This window comes from Neomoorella carbonis (assembly GCF_045278715.1).
Taxonomy (GTDB): Bacteria; Bacillota; DSM-521; order Neomoorellales; family Neomoorellaceae; genus Neomoorella; species Neomoorella carbonis.
Map to the genome: position 1 here is coordinate 1,218,630 of NZ_CP136420.1, position 21,989 is coordinate 1,240,618.

The window sequence follows — 21,989 nt, forward strand, 5'->3', positions numbered from 1 at the left end:
GCATACCATGGGGTACGGGTCGTTAATCATGGTAACCGGGGGGGCCAGGAGCGGCAAAAGCCGCCTGGCTGAAGAACTGGCTGCTGCCGGGGGCGAAAAAGTAGTCTACCTGGCCACGGCCGTCGTGGGCGATGCGGAAATGGCGGCCCGGGTGGAAATGCACCGGCGCCGGCGGCCGGCTGCATGGCTGACGGTGGAAGCTCCCCTGGCCGTCACGGAAGCCGTGGCCCGGGAAGGGCGGCGTGCCGGTACCATCCTCCTGGACAGCCTGGGCATGTGGCTCAGCAACCTTTTGAGCCAGGAGGCAGCAGGAGCAGGAGACAGCTGGGAAAAAAGTACGGCGGTTGTAGAAGCCATCATGGTCAAAGTGAGGGAACTGGCGGCCGTAGCCCGGCAGGTACCGGCGCGGGTGATTATTGTTACGGAAGAAGCGGGAATGGGGCTCATTCCTCCCTATCCCCTGGGCCGGGTTTTCCGGGACCTGCTGGGCCTGGCCAACCAGGAGATTGCCCGCCGGGCCGACCAGGTCTACCTGGTGGTGGCCGGCCTGCCCCTGGTTTTAAAGGATAATAAGGCTAATGAAGAAAGGTTGTTGGCAGGAACTTCTCCGAAAATACAATAAAAACTGGAGGAGAAATCGTTGCAGAGGGAGTTACGGCGGGGTTATACCACAGGTACCTGTGCGGCTGCTGCGGCGAGGGCGGCGGCCATAGCTTTATGGCAGAAACAACTGGTGCGGGAGGTTACCCTTACCCTGCCGCGGGGGGAAAAGGTAACCCTGCCGGTTACCGTGCACCAGGGTCCGGGTTGGGCCGAGGCAGTGGTGGTCAAAGACGCCGGCGATGACCCTGACGTTACCCACGGGGCTGCCATCCACGTCCGCGCCCGGCAATCCGGCCGGGGGTTGACTTTGCGCGGCGGACCCGGCGTCGGGACAGTAACCCGTCCCGGCCTGGCCCTACCGCCCGGGGAACCGGCCATTAATCCCGTTCCCCGGCAAATGATCGCCGCGGCAGTCGCCGACGTCACCCCGCCCGGCCAGGGCCTGGAGCTGGAAATCAGCATCCCCGGGGGGGAAGAGCTGGCCCGGCGGACCCTCAACCCCCGCCTGGGGATTGAGGGCGGCCTTTCGATCCTGGGCACTACCGGTTTGGTCGAACCCATGTCCGAAGAGGCCTACCGTACTTCCCTGATACCGCAAATAGACGTCGCCCTGGCTGCCGGCTGGGAGACCCTCATCCTGACCCCCGGCCGCCTGGGGCAGCGCCAGGCTGAAGAACGCTATCACCTGCCGGCTGCGGCCATTGTTCTGACCGGCAACTTTATCGGCTACATGCTGGAGGCCTGCGCCGGGCGGGGGGTGAAGCGGGTGCTCCTGTGGGGGCACGGCGGCAAGCTCATCAAGGTGGCGGGAGGCATCTTTTATACCCACAGCCGCCTGGCCGACGCCCGCCAGGAAATCCTGGCCGCCTGGGCCGCGGCGCGGGGGGCATCCCCGGAAGCAGTGCGGCAGCTTTTAGAGGTAACTACAGTAGAAGCTGCCCGGGAGATTATCGCCAACGAGGGTCTGGGGCGAGAGTTCTGGGACACCCTGGCGGCCCGGGCCAGCCGGCGGGCCGAGGACTTTGTCCGTGGTGAGCTCACCGTAGGTACGGTTTTGCTCAGCCTGCAGGGAGAAATTATGGGTCGGGATGCGGTGGCCCGGCAGATACTGGAGGCGTGGGGCCATGGGAGCTGATGGCCGGTGGCTGACCGTCATCGGGGTTGGACCAGGCAGCCCGGAATACATAACGCCGGCGGCCCGGCGGGCGGCGGCGGCGGCCGAAGTCCTTATCGGCGGCCCCCGGGCTTTGAACCTTTTTCAAGATTTAGAACGCGAGAAAAGGGTTATCACGGGCGACCTGGAGGGGTTACGCTCCTTTCTGTTGCAGATACGCGGCCGCCCTACGGCCATCCTGGTATCGGGGGATCCCGGCTTTTACAGCCTCCTCGCGTGGCTCAAGCGCCAGTTTCCCGGCGAAAAAATCAACGTTATCCCCGGCATCAGTTCCGTCCAGCTGGCCTTTGCCCGCCTGGGGCAGGGCTGGGAAGATGCCGTTTTCTTAAGCTGCCACGGACGCTCCCTGGAGATCCTGGAACCGTACCTGCCCCGGCTGGCGGCCGGGCAAGCGAGGCTGGCTATACTGACCGGCGGGGCCAACACCCCGGCAGTTATAGGTAAATACCTGTCCGACCACGGCCTGGCCGGTATCAAGCTGTGGGTGGGGATCGACCTGGGCGGCAGCCAGGAGCAGACGGCCTGGCTGACGGCGGCCGAACTGGCCCGGCAGCCCTTGACCAGGCCAGGGGTGGTGATAGCCGGTTATGAACCGGATTAATTGGCCCTACACTACGCCGGGGATACCCGACCACTGCTTCAGCCGCAGCCAGGTCCCGCTGACGAAAGAGGAAGTCCGGGTCCTAACCCTGGCCAAAGCCCGTTTGGGACCGGACATGACCGTTTACGATATTGGCGCCGGAACCGGGAGCCTGACCGTGGAAGCGGCCAGGATGGTGGCTCCGGGACAGGTCCTGGCCGTGGAGGTAAACCCGGAGGCCTGTAACCTGATTCGGGAAAATGTTCAGCGTTTTGGCCTGGATAATGTCCGGCTGGTGGCCGGCAGGGCCCCGGCGGCCCTGGCGGGTCTGCCGCCGCCGGACCGGGTTTTCATCGGGGGCAGCGGCGGGCACCTGGAAGGGATTTTGCGGGTCTGCCATGAAGTTTTGCGGCCGGGAGGAATTATCGTCCTCAATGCCATCACCGTCGAGACCTTGAGTACGGCCGTGGCCTTCGGCTATCAGCGGGGCTACCAGGTAGAGGCCCTGGCAGCCAACCTGGCCCGCCTGGAACCGGCCGGCCGCTACCACATCTGGCGGGCCCTGAATCCCGTATATATAGTGCAGCTGGTGAAGCAATTGCGCCGTGACGAATAGGAGGCAGGAGTGGTGAGTGGAACCCTCTACGGCCTCGGGGTTGGACCGGGGGATCCGGACCTGCTGACCCTGAAGGCTAAAGCCATTTTAGAGCAGGTACCGGTCCTGGCGGTACCGGTTTCCCAGCGGGGCGAGGAAAGCCTGGCCCTGCAGGTGGTCAGGCCTTTTATCAGGCCCGGCCAGGAAATACTGAACCTCTTCATGCCCATGACCCATGACCGGGCGTACCTGGAACGCTCGTGGGATGCAGCGGCAGCGGAACTTTTGGCCATCCTTACCGCCGGTAAGGATGTCGCCTTCCTGACCCTTGGAGATGCCTCCCTGTACAGCACCTACAGCTATTTAATGCAACGCTTGCAAAAACTCAAGCCGGATTTAAAAATTGTTACCGTTCCCGGGATCACCTCCTTTGCCGCGGCAGCGGCCAGGTTGAATGTCCCCCTGGCGGTAGGGGACGAACCCCTGGCCGTTATCCCGGCCCTCAAGGACCCGGCCAGTTTAAAGGAATACCTCTCCCTTTTTCCCAATCTTGTCTTAATGAAAGTCGCCCGCCGCTATGACGCCATCGTTACCGTGCTGGAGGAGGCGGGCGTGGCCGGGCAGTCGTTCCTGGCCAGCCGCTGCGGCCAGGCCGGGGAGAGCTTCAGCCGGGACCTGGTAGCCGAAAAGGGTAAGAAGCAGGATTACCTGTCGTTGATTATTGTCAAAGGAGCGGGGCAGGCATGAAGGTTTATTTTGTCGGGGCCGGGCCGGGAGACCCGGAGCTGATTACCGTCAAGGGGCGCCGTCTTTTAGAGGAAGCCGGGGTCATTATCTATGCCGGCTCCCTGGTGAACCCGGAAATTTTAAAGTATGCGCCGCCGGGAGCCAAGCTGTATAACAGCGCTTCCCTCACCCTGGAAGAAGTCCTGGCCATCATGCAGGAGGCGGTAGCCAGAGGCGAAAAGGTGGTCCGCCTGCATACGGGCGATCCTTCCCTGTACGGGGCCATCCAGGAGCAGATGGACGCCCTGGAGGGGCTGGGTATACCTTATGAGATCGTGCCCGGCGTCAGCTCCTTTGCGGCGGCGGCAGCCGCCGTCAGGAGGGAATTTACCCTGCCGGGAATAAGCCAGACGGTGATCCTCACCCGGCGGGCCGGCCGCACCCCGGTGCCCGCAGGGGAAAGCCTGCCCGATTTAAGCCGCCACCGCGCCAGCCTGTGCCTTTTCCTCAGCAGCCAGGACCTGGCGGCGGCAGCGGCCGAGCTGGCCCGGGGATATGGGGAAAATACCCCGGCGGCAGTAGTCTACAAGGCCTCCTGGCCGGAAGAAAAGATTATCCATGGTACGCTGGGGGATATTGCCGCTAGAAGCAGGGAGGCGGGCATTGACCGGACGGCCCTGCTCCTGGTCGGCGATTTTCTGGCCGGCAGCTACCAGCGCTCCTGCCTGTACAACCCGGCCTTCAGCCACGGCTACCGCGAGGCTAAGACACCCCATGACTGAAGGACAGGGAATAGCCATTGTCACCCTGACCCGGCCCGGTTTCCAGACGGCCCTGCAGCTGGCCCGTTCTTTACCGGCGGGGACGACTATCTTTATCCCGGCCGGCCTGGTTCCAAGGGCAGGGGCCGGTGAAGGGGACCCGTTCAAAGTAGTGCCGTATGCGGGGCCTTTATCGCCGTTCCTGGGGCGGATTTTTCACCAGTACCGCGGGTTAATCCTCATTATGGCTGCCGGCATTGCCGTGCGGGCTTTGAGCCCCCACCTTGTTTCCAAAAAAGCAGATCCGGCCGTGGTGGTGGTGGACGTGGGGGGTAAATACGCCATCAGCCTCCTTTCCGGCCACCTGGGCGGGGCCAATGAACTGGCCCGCAGGGTGGCGGCGCTGCTGGGCGGCCAGGCGGTTATTACCACCGCCAGCGAAGTGCAGGGGCTGCCCCCCCTGGACCTGGTGGCCCGGGAGTTGAACATGAGTGTCTGGCCGGCAGCCGCCTTTACCAGGGTGATGGCAGCCCTGGTCAACGGCGAGCCAGTCGATTTGCTGGTAGAAAAGCCTTTACTCAAGTCCCTGGAGGAGGCCCTGCCCGCCTTAAGGCCCCGTCTCCTTGAAGCCTGTCCAGCAGGAGGGGAAGACAGGGCCGGAATTATGGTTACCTGGCGGCGCCTGCCCCTGCCGGGCCCGCGGTGGGTTTACTGGCGGCCCCGGGTAATCAGCGCCGGTATCGGCTGCCGCCGCGGCGTATCTGCCGGTACCATCCTCTACGCCCTGGGCCTGGCCCTGCGGGAAGCGGGCCTCAGCCGCCGGAGTCTAGCAGCCCTGGCCAGCGTTGATTTTAAGGGCGGGGAACCGGGCCTGCAGGGGGCTGCCGCCCGCCTTGGTGTACAGCTCCTTACCTTTACGCCCCGGCAGCTGACGGACTGCCTGGAACGTCAACCCCATTTGCATCGTTCGGAAAGGGTTAGGCGGTACGTTGGCATCCCCGGCGTTTGCGAGCCGGCGGCAATCCTGGCTGCAGGAGAGGGGGAATTGATATGTCCCAAAAGGAGTTACCGGGGAGTGACAGTAGCCCTGGCCCTGGGGAGATAATGGTCGTCGGCCTGGGGCCGGGCCGGGAGGAAGAAATGACGCCCCGCGCCCGGCAGGCCCTGGCCCGGGCGGAAGTAATCGTCGGTTACCGCACGTATATTGATTTAATAGCCTCCCAGACAGCCGGGCGGGAGGTAGTGGTTACCGGCATGACGGGGGAAGTAGCCCGGTGCCGGGAAGCCGTCGCCCGGGCTGCTGCCGGGGCCCGCGTGGCCGTTATTTCCAGCGGCGATCCCGGTGTCTACGGTATGGCCGGATTGATTCTGGAAGTTCTGGCCGAACACCCCCGGGGGAAAGAAATAACGGTGAGGGTTATTCCCGGGGTGACGGCAGCCACCGCCGCGGCAGCCGTCCTGGGAGCGCCCCTGATGCATGACTTCGCCGTCATCAGCCTGAGCGACCGTTTGACCCCCTGGGAGGTTATCGCCCGGCGCCTTGAGCTCGCAGCAGCGGCTGATTTCGTCCTGGTCCTGTACAATCCCCGCAGCCACGGCCGTCCCGATCACCTCCGCCGCGCCCGGGATATTATCCTCCAGTACCGCCGGCCGTCCACGCCGGTAGGGGTGGTACGTAACGCCGGCCGGGAGGGAGAAGAAGTCTGGATCCGCGACCTGGCCACTTTCCTGGAACTACCGGTAGATATGGTCAGCACGGTCATCATCGGCAACAGCCAGACCAGGGTGCTGGATGGCCGCCTGGTGACACCCCGGGGGTACCGGCTGTGATTCTGGTACTGGCCGGGACGGCCGACGCCAGGGGAGTTATCGGCACTTTAAAGGCCGAAGGCTACCGGGTGGCAGCCAGCGCTGTTTCAGGGTACGGGGCCAGGCTGGCCAGGGAGGCTGGAGCCGATTTGGTCCACGAAGGACCCCTGGGGGAAGAAGACCTGCTGGCCTTTTTAAAGGACCACGGCGTCAGGGCGGTGATTGACGCCACCCATCCCTTCGCCACCGCCATTACCGGTGCAGCCCGGCAGGCCTGCCGCACCCTGGGGCTGCCCTATTTCCGTTACCGCCGGCCGGAGGTTAAATTGCCTTCCCACCCGGCTCTGCTGCCGGCCGCTAGTTTTGAGGAAGCGGCGGCACTGGCCTCCCGGGGACAGGTAATATTTCTAACCACCGGCACGCGTCACCTGGAGTGCTTTACCACGGCACCGGCTCTGGCCGGCAAGAGGCTCGTTGTCCGGGTGCTGCCGGAGGAGACTTCCCTGGCCCGGTGCCGCCAGCTGGGCATCTGGCCGGGGGATATCGTGGCCATCCAGGGTCCCTGCAGTTATGAGTTAAACCAGGCCCTTTACCGGCAGTTCAAAGCCGATGTAGTTGTAACCAAGGACAGCGGCACCACCGGCGGGGTGGTAGAAAAAATCCAGGCCGCCCTGGACCTGGGGCTAACGGTCGTCGTCATCCGCCGCCCGCCGGAGCCTGACAGCTTGCCGCTGGCAGAGATCATCCCTATGCTGGGAGAAGCGCTGGAGAGATAAGGAGAGGGTAACAATGGGCACGGGTATTATTTTACTGGGCCACGGCAGCCGCATACCGGAGGCCAACGAGCACCTAAAACTCCTGGCGGCCCAGGTAAAGGAAATGCTGGGGGGGATGCGGGTACAGCCCTGCTATATGATGCGCACCCACCCGGATCTCATGGAAGGGATTACCATGCTGGTGGAAGAAGGCCTGCAGAAAATTATTGTGATACCAATGTTCTTCTGCAACGGCCTCCATGTCCAGCGGGACATTCCCGAGCTGCTGGAGGCGGCCCGGAAGCGTTTCCCGGACACTACCTTGATCTATGGCACCAACCTGGGCGCCGACCGCAGAATCGCCGAGGTTATTGTCGAGCGCATCCAGGAGGTGGCCCCCGGTGTCGTATCTGCATGATCCCCGGGCCATTGAGGCCCACAGCCGGGAGATCATAGCGGCCCGGGTGGGGGATCTCGGCCTGGGGCGCGGGGAAAGGGCTATTGTAACCAGGATCATCCATGCCACCGGTGACCTGGATTATGCCCGGCTGGTAGTCATTCACCCCCGGCTGGTTGAGACAGCGACGGCGGCCCTGCGTGGGGGGGCGGATATCATCACCGATATCGAAATGGTGCGCCAGGGGATCAGCAGCCAGTTGCTGGCCCGGGGCGGCGGCCGGGTAATCTGTGCCATCCGGGAAAAGGAGGTCATCGAGGCAGCAGCAGCCAGGGGGGTGACCAGGGCCATGGCGGCCATGGAATACCTGGCGCCCCGGATGGCGGGAGCCGTTGTGGCCATCGGCAATGCCCCCACGGCCCTTTTCCGCCTGCTGGAATTGATGGCCGCCGGCCGGGCGGCGCCGGCGGCCGTAATCGGCACGCCGGTGGGTTTCGTGGGAGCGGCGGAAGCCAAAGCGGCCCTGGAAACAGCCGGCATACCCTTTGTCACCGTCCGGGGTACCAGGGGCGGCAGCACGGTGGCGGTTGCCGCCGTCAATGCCCTGCTGCACCTGACCTGGGACGGGGAAGGTGACCATTAATGGCCCGGGCAGTTATGCTCCAGGGGACCAGTTCCAATGTCGGCAAGAGTGTCCTGGCGGCGGCCCTGTGCCGGATTTTTTACCGCGCCGGCTACCGGGTTGCTCCCTTTAAGTCCCAGAACATGGCCCTCAACTCCGGCGCTACCCCGGACGGTGGCGAAATGGGGCGCGCCCAGCTGGTGCAGGCTTATGCGGCCGGGGTGCAGCCGCGGGTGGAAATGAACCCGGTCCTGCTTAAACCTACGGCCCACGCCCGCTCCCAGGTAATCCTCCTGGGACGGCCGGTGGGCAACCTGGGGGCCCGGGAGTATCACGGGAACTTTAACCAGGAGCTGTGGCGCCACGTCGAGGCGGCTTATGCCACCCTGGCCAGGGAATTTGAGGTTATCGTCATTGAAGGTGCCGGCAGCCCGGCGGAAGTTAATCTTAAAGCCGGGGAAATCGCCAATATGCGGGTGGCCAAAATGGCCGGGGCACCGGTGCTCCTGGTGGCCGATATCGACCGCGGCGGCGCCCTGGCGGCCATTGTCGGGACCCTGGAACTCCTGGACCCCGACGAGAGGGAGCTGGTGGCCGGGTTGATTATTAACAAGTTCCGGGGCGATATGGATTTGCTGCAGCCGGCCCTGGATTTTCTGGAAAGGAAGACCGGCAAGCCCGTCCTGGGAGTTATACCCTTCCTGGCCCACGGCCTACCGGAAGAAGATTCCGTGGTCCTGGAAGGAACATCCGGCCGTCCCACCGCTCCCGGCGAGGTGGAAATAGCCGTAATCAAGCTCCCGTGTATTGCCAACTTTACCGACTTTGACGCCCTGGCACGGGAAGACGGCGTTAACCTGCGCTATGTAGAGGATAAATGTGTCCTCGGGAAACCGGATCTCATCATCCTACCGGGCAGCAAAAACACCATCGGCGACCTTTTATGGCTGCGGCAGCGGGGCCTGGAGGAGGCCATCAAAGAACTGGCGGGGCAGGGGACCCCGGTGGTGGGCATCTGCGGCGGCTACCAGATGCTGGGCCGGGAGATCGCCGACCCCGACCATGTGGAGACTGACCACGACGGCATCGCCGGGCTGGGCCTCTTACCGGTGCGGACGGTATTTCAACCTACCAAGGCCACCAACCTGGTACAGGGACGGGTAACAGGTACGGGACCTTTCCTGGGGCCGCTGCACGGCCTGGAAGTAAAAGGATACGAGATCCATATGGGGGCCAGTTACCTGGTGGGAGGCCGGCCGGCCTTTAAAATTACCCGGCGCGGGAACAACCCGGTCGACATTGACGACGGGGCGCAAAGTCCTGACGGGCTGGTCTGGGGTACCTATATCCACGGTATCTGGGACAACGATCCCTTCCGCCACCGGGTACTGGCCGCTTTAAGGGCCAGGCGCGGCCTGCCGGCCAGGGAAAGCGGTCTGGACTTCGACGCTGACCAGGAGCGCCGTTTTGATGCCCTGGCTGCCGCGGTGGCCAGGCATTTAGATCTGAAACGATTGGCGGCGATCATGGGTCTGGACCGGCCCCTGGCAGGTGACGGCCTTGGAGCCTAGCGTCCTTTTGCTGGTCCTGGCCCTGCTCCTGGACCTGGCGGTTGGGGATCCGCCCTGGCTCCTGCACCCGACCCAGGTCATGGGTGCGGGTATCAGCGCCCTGGAAAGAATTTTGTGGCGGCCAAATGCTTCCCAGGGTTACCTGTTAGTTACGGGCGGGGTGGTAGTCGTCGGCATCGTCGGCGCCAGCTGGGCCATCACCTGGGGCTTGCTGGCAGCAGCCGGACGGATTAATTACTGGGTGGAGGTATTGCTGGCCGCGTGGCTGCTGGCTACAACCATAGCTCCCCGTGGCCTGGCGACAGCGGCCGCAGGAGTTGCCCGCTCCCTGGCGGTAGGCGACCTGCTGCAGGCCCGCCGGCAGGTGGGCTACATTGTCGGCCGGGATACGGCCGGCCTATCGGCAGGCGAAGTGGTTCGGGCGACGGTGGAAACCGTAGCCGAGAATACCAGCGACGGCGTTATCGCTCCCCTTTTCTATTTTTTCCTGGGCGGTGTGCCCCTGGCCATGGCCTACCGCGCCGTCAACACCCTGGATTCCATGCTGGGTTATAAAAACGACCGCTACCTTTTTTTCGGCCGGGCGGCAGCCAGGCTGGACGATGTGGCCAATTATCTTCCCGCCAGGCTAACGGGGATAGCCATATGTGTGGCGGCCGCCCTGCTGGGTTATGGCCGGCGGGCCTGGACGATTATGCGGCGCGATGCCCGCCGGCACCCCAGCCCCAACAGCGGTTTTCCGGAGGCAGCGGTAGCCGGTGCCCTGGGGGTGCAGCTGGGCGGCCTCAACTACTACCAGGGGCGCCCCTCCCGGCGCCCCCTGATCGGGGAGGCCCGGCAGGCGTTAAGGAAGGAGCATATCTCGCAGGCTGTCTGCCTCATGGCGGCCGCCACGCTATTAGTATCCCTGGCCGGCGGGTTAATCCTGGGCCTTAAGGGGAGCTGGTACTAAAAAGGAGCACCTGTATGAGCCATAAGCGGATTGTTATTGCCGGCACCCGCAGCGGGGTGGGCAAAACGAGCATCGCCACCGGTTTAATGGCCGCCCTGGCGGCCAGGGGCTTGAAAGTCCAGGGCTTTAAAGTCGGGCCTGACTACATCGATCCCGGCTACCATACCCTGGCCACCGGCAGGCCCTCCCGCAACCTGGACACCTTTTTAATGTCCCCGGCAAACGTCCTGGAGGCTTTTTCCCGGGCTGCCGCCGGGGCTGAGATAGCCATTATCGAGGGTGTCATGGGCCTCTATGACGGCCACAGGAGCAACGGCAGCGGCAGTACGGCGGACGTCGCCCGCCTGCTGGCCGCCCCGGTTCTCCTGGTCGTGGACGCCACCTCCCTGGGCCAGAGTGCAGCCGCCGAAATTCTGGGTTACCGGGACTTTGATCCCGGGGTGCACCTGGCCGGGGTGATCCTCAACCGGGTCAGCAGCGAAAGCCACCTGCAGCTGCTCCGCCGGGCCATTGAAGATTACACCGGTATAAGGGTGGTAGGGTGGCTCAAAAAGGGAGCTTTACCGGCCCTGCCTTCCCGGCACCTGGGGCTGATCCCGGCCGGCGAGCAAAAGGGATTAAAAGGGGTTCTGCAGGAGCTGGCTGCTGCCGTGGCGGCCGGGATCAACCTGGAAGAGGTTGTTTCCCTGGCCGCGAAGGCCGGGCCCGTACCGGCCGGGGCGAGCCGGAGCTTTGCTGCGGCAGCCCTGCAGGCCGGCGGGCCGGTGCCGGTGGCCGTCGCCAGGGATGAAGCCTTCAGCTTTTACTACCAGGATGCTCTGGATTATTTAACAGCCCTGGGAGCCGAGCTGATACCCTTCAGTCCCTTACACGATACCGCGCTGCCGGGGGAAGCCGCCGGGGTGATTATCGGCGGCGGTTTCCCGGAAATCTTCCTGGACCCCCTGGCCGGCAACCAGTCTATGCTTGCCGACCTGCGCCGGCGGGTAGCTGAAGGTATGCCGGTTTATGCCGAGTGCGGCGGCCTCATGTACTTGACCCGGGGGATAACCGACCTGGAGGGCCGCACCTGGAAGCTGGCCGGGATAGTGCCGGCGGACTGCCGGATGCAGGCCAAACTGGCCGGCCTGGGCTACCGGGAAGCCGTTTTATACCAGGATAACCTCCTGGGCAAGAAAGGCGATCCCGTCCGGGGACACGAGTTCCACTATTCGCTGCTGACCGGTATGGCCGCAGACTTCCCGCCTGCTTATACCTGGTACGCCAGAGGGAACCTCTATCACGAAGGCTACGCCACTCGTGAGCTGCTGGCTTCTTACCTGCATTTACATTTCCTGGGCAACCAGCAGGCCGCAGCCAATTTCCTGGCGGCATGCAGGAGATTTTTTAAAACCTACCGGAGGAGGAATGCTTCGTGCAATTATTAAACCAGACCCTGGCCGCCATTAAACCCCTGGATGAGGAGGCCATGGCCAGGGCCCAGGCTCACCTCGACGACCTCACCAAGCCGCCGGGAAGCCTGGGGACCCTGGAGGCAATTGCCCGGCAGCTGGCCGGGATTAAAGGAGAAGTGCCGCGGCGGTTATCCCGCAAGACCCATATCCTCATGGCCGGGGACCATGGGGTGGTAGCTGAGGGAGTCAGCGCTTTTCCCCAGGAAGTTACACCCCAGATGGTAATGAACTTTGTTAATGGCGGGGCGGCAATCAACGTCCTGGCCCGCCATGCCGGGGCGGAACTGGTTCTGGTGGATGTAGGGGTGGCTGCGGAACTGCCGGACCTCCCGGGTTTACTGAAAAGAAAAGTAGCCCCCGGTACGGCCAACCTGGCCCGGGGCCCGGCCATGACCAGGGAGCAGGCCATTGCCGCCCTGGAAGTCGGTATCGAGGTTGCCAATGAGAAAATTGCCGCCGGCAGCGATCTGCTGGGCATTGGTGAGATGGGGATCGGCAACACCACCCCCAGCACGGCCATCCTGGCCGCCTTCAGCGGCCTGCCGCTAGACAAAATTACCGGCCGGGGGACGGGGGTTGATGATCAACGCCTGCAGCTAAAAATTAATGCCATTCGCCGGGGGCTGGAAGTAAATCGCCCCAATCCCGAAGATCCCCTGGATGTCCTGGCCAAGGTAGGTGGATTGGAGATTGCCGGCATGGCCGGGGTTATCCTGGCCGGGGCAGCCGGCCGGGTACCGGTGCTTATCGACGGCTTTATTTCCGGAGCTGCCGCCTTGGTGGCCGCCCGCCTGGCACCGGGGGCCAAAGCATACATCCTGGCCTCCCATCTTTCCGAAGAACCCGGGCATGCAGCCGCCCTGGAACTGCTGGGCCTTAAGCCCATGCTCACCATGCAGATGCGCCTGGGCGAGGGTACCGGGGCCGCCCTGGGAATGACCCTGGTCGAGGCAGCCATTAAGATCTACCACGAGATGGCTACCTTCAGCCAGGCCGGCGTTTCAGGGGCGCTCGACAGTTGAAAGGCCAGCTCAATGCCTTCCTTGCCGCCCTCCAGTTTTTGACACGTATCCGTTTAAGCAACGGGGCTAATTCTCCGGATGCCTGGCAAAGGAGTGTCGCCTATTTTCCCCTGGTAGGGCTGCTTTTAGGGTTAATCCTTGCCGGTGCCTGGCAGGCATTGAGCTACCTGGTCCCTGCTTCCGCCCGGGCCGGCCTGGTTCTGGCCCTGGCGGTTTTCTTAAGCGGCGGCCTGCACCTGGACGGCTTTATCGACAGCATGGACGGCCTTTTTTCCGGCCGGGAGCGGGAACGCATCCTGGCCATCATGAAAGACAGCCATGTGGGTGCCCACGGCGTAACGGCAGTAGTCACCCTGCTGGTATTAAAATACAGCCTTTTGGCGGCTCTGCCGCCCGGACATCTCTGGCTGGGCAGCCTGCCGCTATCGCCGTTGCTGGTGTTGATGCCTGTCTTGAGCCGCTGGGCCATGGTACCGGCCCTGACCTGTTTCCCTTATGCCCGCAAGGAAGGGCTGGGCACCCTTTTCCAGGCCGGCCGGGGCCGCCGCAGCCTGGTTACAGCCACCCTGATAACTGCCCTGCTGGGCTGGTTGATTATGGGACCTCCGGGTCTGGTTTACCTGCTCCTGGTGGGCCTGGTGTCCCTGGGCTGGTGCAACTGGATCCGGCGGCTCCTGGGGGGCCTGACCGGCGATACCTACGGTGCCCTGGCCGAAATAACCGAGGTCTTTATCCTGGCAGCGTATTTTTTCAGGCCGTGGTAAGGGGGTGGAAGCCATGCAGGGCGTAGCCCTGGCCCGTGGTGCCTGCGGTGAGTTAGTGCAGGGGATGGTCGACGGTAAATACTTCCTCATTACCTGCCCGATAAATATCAGCGCCGAAGTGACTGTAACTCTGGTCCCCGGGGGCCGTTTTCAGGGTCCACCCGGCAAGAGCAAGGCTCTGGCGGCGGCACGCCTGACCATGGCCCGGCTGGGAGAAAAACAGTGGGGCGCCAGGTTGACCATAAACAACCCCCTGCCGCCGGGCAAGGGGTTGGCCAGCAGTACGGCCGATGTGGCGGCGGCAGCCGCGGCTACAGCCAGGGCCCTGGGAGCCGAACTCTCCCTGGAAGAGATTAAAAGAATCGCCCTGGCCATTGAACCGAGTGACGGTACCTTCCTGCCGGGTATTGTCCTTTTTGATCACCTCCGGGGTGAATTCTGGGAGAGTTTAGGGGAACCGCCGCCCCTGGCCGTTTTAATCGTCGATCTGGGCGGCACGGTTGATACCGTCCTCTTTAACCAGCGCCGGGATCTTATGGCTTTAAACCGGGCCAAGGAAGGGGCTGTCCGCCGGGCGGTGGCCCTGGTGCGGGAAGGGCTGGCCTGCGGCCGGGTGGAATTAATCGCCCGGGGTGCTACTTTAAGCGCCCTGGCCAACCAGGAAATTCTCCATAAACCGGAACTGGAAACCCTGGTGGAGCTGGCTACCGGCCTCGGAGCCCTGGGGGTAAATGTAGCCCACAGCGGTACGGTGGCAGGTATCCTCTATCGAGCTGGAGAAGTAGATAGCGACGAACTGGAAAGAAAAATCCGGGCAGTATTTCCCTATGTACATTTTATCCGGGCTACCATGACCGGTGGTGGAGTGGAGGCCAGGGATGAATTATGGCTTACGGGCAAAGAGGTAATGGCGGCAGGGAGCTGGGCAGGCCGGTTCACGGCGGCGACTGGCAGGGGGCGGTAGAAAAATACGGCTGGCAGCCGGAAGAAATACTGGACTTCAGTGCTAATATCAACCCCCTGGGGCCGCCCGCAAGGGTCCTCGAAACCTTGCAGCAGAACCTGCCGGCCATCCGGCGCTACCCCGATCCCCGCTGCCGGCAGTTAAAAAAGGCCCTGGCTGATTATCTGCAGGTAGAACCGGCCGCCGTTATTGCCGCCAATGGAGCTACGGAATTGATCTATCTCATCTGCCAGACTTTAAAGCCCCGCCGCGTCCTTATCCCGGAGCCGACCTTCAGCGAATATCGCCGCGCCGCGGTAACTGCCGGGGCCGAAGTGGTGGCACTGGAGCTCGACCCGGCTTCTTCCTTTGCCCTGGATATAGATCGCTGGCGGGAAAAGCTGGCACAGGTAGATCTTGCCTTTTTATGCAATCCCAACAACCCTACGGGCCAGCTCCTGGAGAGAGCGGTTTTGAAAGAAATTGTGGAACTCTGCCGGCGGCGCGGCGTTTTTCTTGTTGTCGATGAATCCTTCCTCGATTTCCTCCCCAACTGGCCGGAACTCTCCCTGGGCACCATGGCGGCTGCCGGGGAGGGATTGTTGACCTTACGCTCCCTTACTAAAATTTTTGCCCTGCCGGGGCTGCGCCTGGGCTGTGGGGTGGCCCATCCGGAGCTGGCGGCCAGGCTGGAAGCGCGGCGGGACCCCTGGAGTGTCAATATCCTGGCCCAGATGGCCGGGGTTGCGGCCCTGGCCGACGGCGAGTATTTGAAGGCGACCCGGGAATTAATCAGGCGGGAAAAAGAATATCTTTATCATGGGCTGGCGGGGCTGGCAGGATTCCGGCCCTATCATCCCGAAGTTAATTTTATCCTGACGGATATTTCCGCCAGCGGCCTGGCGGTTCCAGAGCTGGCAGCGCAGCTGGTGCGAGAACGCATCTTAATTCGCGACTGTTCTTCTTTTCCCGGCCTGGGGCCCGCCTATTTTCGTGTGGCCGTACTTGACCGGGGAGCCAACCAGAAGCTCTTGCGCGCTTTAAAGAGAGCAGTGGAGGAGAGTTAATTTGGAAGGTACAAGGGTTTACCTGGTCCGCCATGGTGAAACGGAGTGGAACAACGCGGGGCGCTACCAGGGGCATTCGGATGTAGCTTTGAGCCCGAGAGGCCGGCAGCAGGCGGAATTGCTGCGCGAACGTTTTCGCCATGTTTCCCTGGACGGTGTTTACAGCAGCGATCTCAGCCGGGCCCGGGAAACGGCGGCCACCATCGCCGCCCCCCACGGCCTGGAAGTTAATACAGTTACGGGCTTAAGGGAAATAAACTTTGGCGCCTGGGAAGGCCTGACCTACCAGGAGATAGTGGCGGGCTTCCCCTGCGAGTGGGAAGCATGGCGGCAGGATCCTGCTAATAAGATTGTCCCCGGCGGTGAAAGTTTCCGGCAGGTCATGGAGCGCGCATGGCGAGCCTTTAACGGGATCGTCCGGCAGGAAAAGGGGCGCAATATCCTGCTCGTCGCCCACGGCGGCAGTCTGAGGGCCCTTATCTGCGCCATTCTGGGACTGGATTTAACTGCTGTCTGGCGCTTTCGACTGGACAACACCGGGGTGAGTATTGTCGATTGTTATGAAGATAAGCATATCCTGGTGCTATTAAATGATACTCACCACCTGGAAACCATGGGCGGGCCCGACGGCAGCGGTATTTTATAATCAATCCAGGGTAAAAGGATACCCTTTAAGGCAAACTACCTCCAGGAGGTGTTTGCCGTGGATCCTACCTTCAAGCCCGCGCGAGTGCCCTGGAGCACCCGGCCCGGCTTAAAAGAAATGGCTGCCGAGGTCGGGGTAGATTTTGACCGCTTCCTGGCCGGACTGGCTGCCAACCGCTCCGATACCGAACTGGCAGCCGAATTTGGGGTGGATTCTCAGGTTATTTTTCGCCTGCGGGACCATTTTGAACGTTACGGGCTTCATTCCATCATGGGGCAGGATTAGCCGGGTTTCCCGGCTATTTTTTTATTTCCCCTGGGAGCTGATATCAGGTATAATTAGGAGCAACCTGATCAGCTTGTACAGGACAGGCGGCTGGTACTGGCAACCTTGTTTATGGTATAATTAAACAATAATTTGGTCCTGTAAGGGGGCTTGAACTTGACAACGGAAAAGATTATTGGTGAAGGCCTGACCTTTGATGATGTCCTGCTGGTACCGGGTGAATCGGAAGTCCTGCCGCGGGAAGTGGACATCAGCTCCAATTTCACCCGCCGTATTCGCCTCAATACACCCCTGGTGAGCGCCGCCATGGACACCGTAACCGAAGCCAGGATGGCCATCAGTATGGCCCGGGAAGGCGGCATCGGGGTTATCCATAAAAACATGTCCATTGAACGCCAGGCGAAAGAGGTTGACCGGGTTAAACGCTCCGAACACGGGGTCATTACCGACCCCATTTCCCTGACGCCTGACCACAAGGTACGGGATGCTGTAGCCTTAATGGAGCATTATCATATTTCCGGGGTACCCATTACGGTTAACGGCAAGCTGGTGGGTATCATTACCAACCGGGATATCCGCTTCGAGGAGAATTACGACCGGCCCATCAGGGAAGTCATGACCAAAGAAAACCTGGTGACCGCCCCGGTGGGCACTACCTTAAGCGAAGCCATGGCTATCTTACGCCGCTACAAGATCGAAAAGCTGCCCCTGGTGGATGACGATTACAACCTGAAAGGACTAATCACCATCAAGGATATCGAGAAAACGCGCAAATATCCCCTGGCCTCCAAAGATGAAAAGGGGCGCCTGCGGGTAGCGGCGGCTGTGGGGACAGGTGCCGATACCATGGCCAGGGTAGAAGCCCTGGTAGGGGCCGGGGTAGACGCTATCGTGGTGGACACGGCCCACGGTCAGGCCCGGAGTGTGCTGGAAACCGTCCGCCGCATTAAGGCCGCCTTTCCAGCAGTAGAGCTGATAGCCGGTAATGTGGCCACAGCCGATGGGGCCCGGGCCCTGTGCGAGGCGGGCGTGGACGCCGTCAAGGTGGGCGTTGGTCCCGGTTCCATTTGTACCACCCGGGTTATTGCCGGCATCGGCGTGCCCCAGATTACGGCCATTTTCGAATGTGCCCGGGCGGCAGCCCCCTTCGGCGTACCGGTGATTGCCGACGGGGGAATTAAATACTCCGGCGATATTACCAAGGCCCTTGCCGCCGGGGCCAGTACGGTCATGATCGGCAGCCTGCTGGCCGGGACGGAAGAAAGCCCCGGGGAAATTGAAATCTTCCAGGGCCGCAGTTTTAAGAGCTACCGCGGTATGGGTTCGCTGGCGGCCATGAAGGAGGGCAGCAAAGACCGCTATTTTCAGGAGGAAGCGGAGAAGCTGGTGCCGGAAGGCATTGAAGGCCGGGTTCCCTATAAAGGCCCCGTGGCGGAAACCATTTTCCAGCTGGTCGGGGGCCTGAGGGCCGGTATGGGTTACTGCGGTGCCCGGAATATTGCCGAGCTGCAGGCTAAAGGCCGCTTTATCCGCATTACTCCGGCGGGCTTGAGGGAAAGTCATCCCCACGACGTCATGATCACCAAGGAAGCGCCCAATTACCGGATTTAGGCCTAATCCAAGGCCCGCCTGGCCAGGTAGTCTATATATGGGCGCAAGGGTTTCTCTTGCCAGGTAGAGGAGAAGGGTTAAAAAGGCATTAATTGGGGGGAGAAGCGGATGGCAGCAGAAGTTTTCTGGGCTGATATGCGTACTAAAAAGGGTAAAAATCTGGTGAATAAGGTTGCCAGCTTATGGCGTAAAGCCGGTTTTAAAAAGGCCATTGAGCCTGAAGATCTGGTGGCGATTAAAATCCACTTCGGCGAAAGAGGTAATCTGGCCTATATTAACCCCGTTTTTGCCCGCCAGGTGGTAGAACTGGTTAAGGCCAGCCGGGGTAAGCCCTTCCTAACGGATGCTAATACCCTCTATGTCGGTTCCCGGTCTAATGCCGTTGACCATTTACAAACGGCCATTGAAAACGGTTTTGCCTATGCCGTGGCCGGTGCTCCCTTAATCATAGCCGACGGCTTGAAAGGCAAGGATTATTATGAAGTGCAGGTTAACGGCAAGCACTTCCAGCAGGTTAAAATCAGCAGCGCCATTTACCACGCCGACAGCATGGTGGTTATGAGCCACTTTAAAGGCCACGAATTAACGGGTTTCGGCGGGACCATTAAAAACCTGGGCATGGGCTGCGGCAGCCCGGGGGGCAAGCAGATGATGCACAGCGACGTCCTCCCCCAGGTCCAGGAAGAAAAATGTAGCGGCTGCGGCAGGTGCCGGCTCTGGTGCCCGGCAGGAGCCATTACCGTAAATGAGAAAGCCAGCATCGATGCCGGGCTGTGCATCGGCTGCGGCGAGTGTACGGTCACCTGCCCGGTAAGGGCCATTAAAGCCAGCTTTAAGAGCGACCCGGTGGTGCTCCAGGAAAAGATTGTGGAATTTGCCTTTGGGGCCCTTAAAGACAAAAAGGATAAATGCGTCTTCTTTAACTTCGTGACTCACGTTGCCCCTGAATGCGATTGTAACTCCTGGAACGATGCCGCTATTATTCCCGATGTCGGCATCCTGGCTTCGTGGGACCCGGTAGCCCTGGACCAGGCCAGCTTCGACCTGGCCAACGCCCAGCCCGCCCTGCCGGGAACGCGCCTGGACGGCCACGAGGGAGTCAAAGATAAATTCCTGGCCCTCAGCGGTTACGACGGGACTCCCCTCTTAAAATACGCTGAGGAGATAGGCCTGGGAACGCGGGAATACAAGCTGGTTAAGATTTAATTGATAACCATTCCAGCAGGAGGATTTAAAAAAATGGCGAACTTATATGTTAAGAAGCTGGAAGGCAGGCCCGGCCGGCAACTGGCCTACCGCCTGGCTTACGGCTGCGATCTACTGGAAGCCCTGCAGGGCATTGTGGAAGAAGAGGATGTGCGTTTCGGGTCCATTAACTTTTTAGGTAGTGTTCTCAAGGCGAGGGTAGGATACTTTTTAGTAGAGGAAAAGCGTTTTATAACCATGGAAATAGACCAGCTTTTGGAAATTTTAAGCGGCCTGGGCAATGTTTCTTTGAAAGATGGCAAACCCTTTGTCCATGCCCATGTGACTTTCCTCGACCGTGAGGGAAAAGTTCACGGCGGCCATCTCCTGCCGGGAACTATTGTCTACGCCGGGGAAGTTTTCATTGAAGAAATTGAGCTCCCGGCACCGCCGGAGCGAGTCTATGACCCGGTGACCGGATTAAACCTGTGGGAATAAGATAGGATAGATGGGGCTTATTAGATTAGCTTAGTGGGGGTGGGGATAATGCTCATACCGGTGAAGGTAAAACAAATAGTCCTGGATCAGACCTTAAGCCCGGTAGTGCTGCTGAGCGACCAGGAGGAAACTCAGGTTCTACCCATCTGGGTGGGTCCCTTTGAAGCCCAAGCTATTGCCCTGGCCATGCAGGGCATCCTGACACCGCGCCCCCTAACCCACGACCTGTTGCGCTCCCTGTGTGAGAATCTGGGAGTGGAGGTCAGCAAGGTCCTGGTCCAGGATATTCGTGACGGTACCTATTATGCTGAGCTTTACCTCCGCCAGGGGGATAAAGAGATAGTTGTTGATGCCCGGCCCAGCGATGCCATTGCCCTGGCCCTGAGGACCAACGCACCCCTCTATATCACGGAAAAAGTAGCCGCCTACACCTTAAATATCGAGGACCTGGTCAGTGCCGACCAGGTGGAGGAATTGCAGCAAATGCTCCAGGATAATAAACCCGAGGATGATAAAAAGCACCTGCATTAACAGGTTTTCCATCCCGGCCGGGTATAAGGCCGGGATTATTTGTAGCCAGGACTACGAAAATGTATAATAAAAGGAGTTACACTCTATATTTCCGGAGGGTTCAGGTTTGGCGGGTCAAGGGAAAACCTTTAAGATTATCACCTACGGCTGCCAGATGAATCAAAGGGACAGCGAAATGATGGCCGACCTCCTCCAGGCAGCGGGTTATGAGCCGGTGGCTGACGAGGCAGATGCCGATGTCATTATCCTTGATACCTGCTGCGTGCGGGAAAAGGCTGAAAATAAAGTTTACGGTAAATTGGGCCAGATAGAAAGGCTGAAGAGCGCCAACCCGGACCTGGTAATTGCCGTGGCCGGCTGTATGGTGCAGCAGCCCGGGGTCGCCGAAAAGATTCGCCAGCAGGCACCTTATGTCGACTTGCTCCTGGGGACCCATAATCTAACTGACTTGCCCCGGTTGATTGAGGAAGTTAGAGAGCTGCACCAGCCGCGCATAGCTGTCGGGGATGAAGGCCCGGTGGTAGAAGAGCTCCCCCGGCGCCGGGCCCGCGGAGCCCAGGCCTTTGTAACCATTACCTATGGCTGCAATAATTTTTGTACCTACTGCATCGTTCCCTATGTCCGCGGCCGGGAGAGGAGCCGCCGGCCGGAAGATATCTTAAAAGAAATCAGCGACCTGGTCGACCAGGGGGTTATTGAGGTAACCCTCCTGGGCCAGAACGTCAATTCCTACGGGCGTGATTTAGAGGAGGAAATTACTTTTGCCGACCTGTTAACCATGGTCAACGCCATTGAGGGTTTAAAACGCATTCGCTATGTTACTTCCCACCCCCGGGATTTTACTCCCCATCTGGTGGAAACCATCAGCCGCCTGGATAAGGTGTGCGAGCACGTACACCTGCCTGTTCAGGCCGGCAGCAACCGCATCCTGGAACTCATGCACCGGGGCTATACGCGGGAGCATTACCTGGAGCTGGTCGCTTCTCTCCGCCGCCATATTCCGGGAATCAGCCTGACTACCGACCTTATTGTCGGTTTTCCCGGCGAAACGGAAGAGGACTTCAGGGATACCCTGGACCTGGTGGCCAGGGTGCAGTTTGACAATGCCTTTACCTTCATGTATTCGCCGCGTAAAGGCACGGTGGCGGCAACCCTGCCCGGGCAGCTGCCCCGGGAAGTAAAGAAAGAGCGCTTGAAGCGTTTAATGGAGCTCCAGAACCAGATTAGCCTTAAGAAAAACGAAGCCCTGGTGGGGCAGGAAGTGGAAGTGCTGGTGGAAGGGCCGAGCAAAACGGATGCTTCCCAATTAAGCGGGCGCACCCGGACCAACAAGCTGGTTATCTTCCCCGGCGATCGCAACTTAACCGGCAAGCTGGTCAATGTCCGCCTAACCCGGGCCCAGACATGGTTATTAAAAGGGGAAATCAGCCGTGCCTAA

The 21,989-nt window shown here is 60.9% G+C and carries 25 protein-coding genes; all 25 read left to right on the forward strand.

Annotation, left to right across the window (positions count from 1 at the left end):
* The first annotated feature begins 7 nt into the window (after positions 1–7).
* The 25 genes from cobU (at position 8) to miaB (ending at position 21,989) form a co-directional block, all read left to right on the forward strand.
* Complete coding sequence (cobU, locus tag MCACP_RS06275; protein ID WP_406678492.1) at positions 8–622, forward strand: bifunctional adenosylcobinamide kinase/adenosylcobinamide-phosphate guanylyltransferase; 615 nt, start codon at positions 8–10, stop codon at positions 620–622.
* Positions 623–640: 18 nt separating this feature from the next.
* The gene (gene cbiD / locus MCACP_RS06280) at positions 641–1,738 is read left to right on the forward strand and encodes a cobalt-precorrin-5B (C(1))-methyltransferase CbiD (RefSeq protein ID WP_406678493.1); all 1,098 of its coding nucleotides are present in this window, start codon (positions 641–643) and stop codon (positions 1,736–1,738) included.
* Positions 1,728–2,378, forward strand: a complete 651-nt coding sequence (gene cbiE / locus MCACP_RS06285) for a precorrin-6y C5,15-methyltransferase (decarboxylating) subunit CbiE (protein ID WP_406678494.1) — start codon at positions 1,728–1,730, stop codon at positions 2,376–2,378. Before cbiD ends, cbiE begins: the two co-directional genes overlap by 11 nt.
* Positions 2,365–2,973, forward strand: a complete 609-nt coding sequence (cbiT, locus tag MCACP_RS06290; RefSeq protein ID WP_406678495.1) for a precorrin-6Y C5,15-methyltransferase (decarboxylating) subunit CbiT — start codon at positions 2,365–2,367, stop codon at positions 2,971–2,973. The genes cbiE and cbiT overlap by 14 nt, the downstream gene beginning before the upstream one ends.
* A gap of 12 nt (positions 2,974–2,985) precedes the next feature.
* Positions 2,986–3,699, forward strand: a complete 714-nt coding sequence (cobI, locus tag MCACP_RS06295; protein WP_406678496.1) for a precorrin-2 C(20)-methyltransferase — start codon at positions 2,986–2,988, stop codon at positions 3,697–3,699.
* On the forward strand, positions 3,696–4,460 hold the full coding sequence (gene cobM, locus MCACP_RS06300; protein ID WP_406678497.1) for a precorrin-4 C(11)-methyltransferase: 765 nt from the start codon (positions 3,696–3,698) through the stop codon (positions 4,458–4,460). Before cobI ends, cobM begins: the two co-directional genes overlap by 4 nt.
* The gene (locus tag MCACP_RS06305; RefSeq protein ID WP_406678498.1) at positions 4,453–5,544 is read left to right on the forward strand and encodes a cobalt-precorrin 5A hydrolase; all 1,092 of its coding nucleotides are present in this window, start codon (positions 4,453–4,455) and stop codon (positions 5,542–5,544) included. Before cobM ends, MCACP_RS06305 begins: the two co-directional genes overlap by 8 nt.
* Positions 5,544–6,269, forward strand: coding sequence for a precorrin-3B C(17)-methyltransferase (gene cobJ / locus MCACP_RS06310; protein WP_406678698.1), 726 nt, complete (start codon positions 5,544–5,546; stop codon positions 6,267–6,269). Before MCACP_RS06305 ends, cobJ begins: the two co-directional genes overlap by 1 nt.
* Positions 6,266–7,024 (forward strand): precorrin-6A reductase, encoded by a 759-nt coding sequence (cobK, locus tag MCACP_RS06315; RefSeq protein ID WP_141264384.1) that lies wholly within the window; start codon positions 6,266–6,268, stop codon positions 7,022–7,024. The genes cobJ and cobK overlap by 4 nt, the downstream gene beginning before the upstream one ends.
* Positions 7,025–7,037: 13 nt before the next feature.
* Positions 7,038–7,421: a sirohydrochlorin chelatase gene (locus tag MCACP_RS06320; RefSeq protein WP_141264385.1), complete on the forward strand. Its 384-nt coding sequence runs from the start codon at positions 7,038–7,040 to the stop codon at positions 7,419–7,421.
* Positions 7,405–8,043 (forward strand): precorrin-8X methylmutase, encoded by a 639-nt coding sequence (locus MCACP_RS06325; protein ID WP_406678499.1) that lies wholly within the window; start codon positions 7,405–7,407, stop codon positions 8,041–8,043. Before MCACP_RS06320 ends, MCACP_RS06325 begins: the two co-directional genes overlap by 17 nt.
* Positions 8,043–9,593 carry a cobyric acid synthase gene (locus MCACP_RS06330; RefSeq protein WP_406678500.1) on the forward strand — a complete coding sequence of 517 codons (1,551 nt, stop codon included), beginning with the start codon at positions 8,043–8,045 and terminating at the stop codon, positions 9,591–9,593. Before MCACP_RS06325 ends, MCACP_RS06330 begins: the two co-directional genes overlap by 1 nt.
* Positions 9,574–10,545 carry an adenosylcobinamide-phosphate synthase CbiB gene (gene cbiB, locus MCACP_RS06335; RefSeq protein ID WP_406678501.1) on the forward strand — a complete coding sequence of 324 codons (972 nt, stop codon included), beginning with the start codon at positions 9,574–9,576 and terminating at the stop codon, positions 10,543–10,545. The genes MCACP_RS06330 and cbiB overlap by 20 nt, the downstream gene beginning before the upstream one ends.
* A gap of 14 nt (positions 10,546–10,559) precedes the next feature.
* Complete coding sequence (locus MCACP_RS06340) at positions 10,560–11,972, forward strand: cobyrinate a,c-diamide synthase (RefSeq protein WP_406678502.1); 1,413 nt, start codon at positions 10,560–10,562, stop codon at positions 11,970–11,972.
* The gene (gene cobT, locus MCACP_RS06345; RefSeq protein ID WP_141264390.1) at positions 11,960–13,021 is read left to right on the forward strand and encodes a nicotinate-nucleotide--dimethylbenzimidazole phosphoribosyltransferase; all 1,062 of its coding nucleotides are present in this window, start codon (positions 11,960–11,962) and stop codon (positions 13,019–13,021) included. Before MCACP_RS06340 ends, cobT begins: the two co-directional genes overlap by 13 nt.
* Positions 13,018–13,785 (forward strand): adenosylcobinamide-GDP ribazoletransferase, encoded by a 768-nt coding sequence (gene cobS, locus MCACP_RS06350; protein ID WP_406678503.1) that lies wholly within the window; start codon positions 13,018–13,020, stop codon positions 13,783–13,785. Before cobT ends, cobS begins: the two co-directional genes overlap by 4 nt.
* Before the next feature lie 13 nt (positions 13,786–13,798).
* Positions 13,799–14,749, forward strand: coding sequence for a GHMP kinase (locus tag MCACP_RS06355; protein WP_406678504.1), 951 nt, complete (start codon positions 13,799–13,801; stop codon positions 14,747–14,749).
* On the forward strand, positions 14,671–15,795 hold the full coding sequence (gene cobD, locus MCACP_RS06360) for a threonine-phosphate decarboxylase CobD (protein WP_406678505.1): 1,125 nt from the start codon (positions 14,671–14,673) through the stop codon (positions 15,793–15,795). Before MCACP_RS06355 ends, cobD begins: the two co-directional genes overlap by 79 nt.
* Before the next feature lies 1 nt (position 15,796).
* Positions 15,797–16,441, forward strand: coding sequence for an alpha-ribazole phosphatase (gene cobC / locus MCACP_RS06365; RefSeq protein WP_406678506.1), 645 nt, complete (start codon positions 15,797–15,799; stop codon positions 16,439–16,441).
* Positions 16,442–16,498: 57 nt separating this feature from the next.
* On the forward strand, positions 16,499–16,726 hold the full coding sequence (locus MCACP_RS06370; protein WP_406678507.1) for a helix-turn-helix domain-containing protein: 228 nt from the start codon (positions 16,499–16,501) through the stop codon (positions 16,724–16,726).
* A 156-nt stretch (positions 16,727–16,882) separates the two neighbouring features.
* Positions 16,883–18,337, forward strand: coding sequence for an IMP dehydrogenase (gene guaB, locus MCACP_RS06375; RefSeq protein ID WP_406678508.1), 1,455 nt, complete (start codon positions 16,883–16,885; stop codon positions 18,335–18,337).
* Positions 18,338–18,445: 108 nt separating this feature from the next.
* Complete coding sequence (locus MCACP_RS06380) at positions 18,446–19,543, forward strand: DUF362 domain-containing protein (protein WP_406678509.1); 1,098 nt, start codon at positions 18,446–18,448, stop codon at positions 19,541–19,543.
* 33 nt (positions 19,544–19,576) lie between these two features.
* On the forward strand, positions 19,577–20,020 hold the full coding sequence (locus MCACP_RS06385) for a PPC domain-containing DNA-binding protein (protein ID WP_406678510.1): 444 nt from the start codon (positions 19,577–19,579) through the stop codon (positions 20,018–20,020).
* 48 nt (positions 20,021–20,068) lie between these two features.
* Entirely contained in the window at positions 20,069–20,551 is a 483-nt protein-coding gene (locus MCACP_RS06390) for a bifunctional nuclease family protein (RefSeq protein WP_406678511.1), read from the forward strand.
* A 106-nt stretch (positions 20,552–20,657) separates the two neighbouring features.
* On the forward strand, positions 20,658–21,989 hold the full coding sequence (miaB, locus tag MCACP_RS06395; protein WP_406678512.1) for a tRNA (N6-isopentenyl adenosine(37)-C2)-methylthiotransferase MiaB: 1,332 nt from the start codon (positions 20,658–20,660) through the stop codon (positions 21,987–21,989).

Coding starts and splice junctions, on each gene's coding strand:
- cobU (WP_406678492.1), top strand. CDS start 8: ATGGGGTACGGGTCGTTAATCATGGTAACCGGGGGGGCCAGGAGCGGC.
- cbiE (WP_406678494.1), top strand. CDS start 1,728: ATGGGAGCTGATGGCCGGTGGCTGACCGTCATCGGGGTTGGACCAGGC.
- cbiT (WP_406678495.1), top strand. CDS start 2,365: ATGAACCGGATTAATTGGCCCTACACTACGCCGGGGATACCCGACCAC.
- cobM (WP_406678497.1), top strand. CDS start 3,696: ATGAAGGTTTATTTTGTCGGGGCCGGGCCGGGAGACCCGGAGCTGATT.
- MCACP_RS06305 (WP_406678498.1), top strand. CDS start 4,453: ATGACTGAAGGACAGGGAATAGCCATTGTCACCCTGACCCGGCCCGGT.
- cobJ (WP_406678698.1), top strand. CDS start 5,544: ATGGTCGTCGGCCTGGGGCCGGGCCGGGAGGAAGAAATGACGCCCCGC.
- MCACP_RS06320 (WP_141264385.1), top strand. CDS start 7,038: ATGGGCACGGGTATTATTTTACTGGGCCACGGCAGCCGCATACCGGAG.
- MCACP_RS06330 (WP_406678500.1), top strand. CDS start 8,043: ATGGCCCGGGCAGTTATGCTCCAGGGGACCAGTTCCAATGTCGGCAAG.
- MCACP_RS06340 (WP_406678502.1), top strand. CDS start 10,560: ATGAGCCATAAGCGGATTGTTATTGCCGGCACCCGCAGCGGGGTGGGC.
- MCACP_RS06355 (WP_406678504.1), top strand. CDS start 13,799: ATGCAGGGCGTAGCCCTGGCCCGTGGTGCCTGCGGTGAGTTAGTGCAG.
- cobD (WP_406678505.1), top strand. CDS start 14,671: ATGGCTTACGGGCAAAGAGGTAATGGCGGCAGGGAGCTGGGCAGGCCG.
- MCACP_RS06380 (WP_406678509.1), top strand. CDS start 18,446: ATGGCAGCAGAAGTTTTCTGGGCTGATATGCGTACTAAAAAGGGTAAA.
- MCACP_RS06385 (WP_406678510.1), top strand. CDS start 19,577: ATGGCGAACTTATATGTTAAGAAGCTGGAAGGCAGGCCCGGCCGGCAA.
- MCACP_RS06390 (WP_406678511.1), top strand. CDS start 20,069: ATGCTCATACCGGTGAAGGTAAAACAAATAGTCCTGGATCAGACCTTA.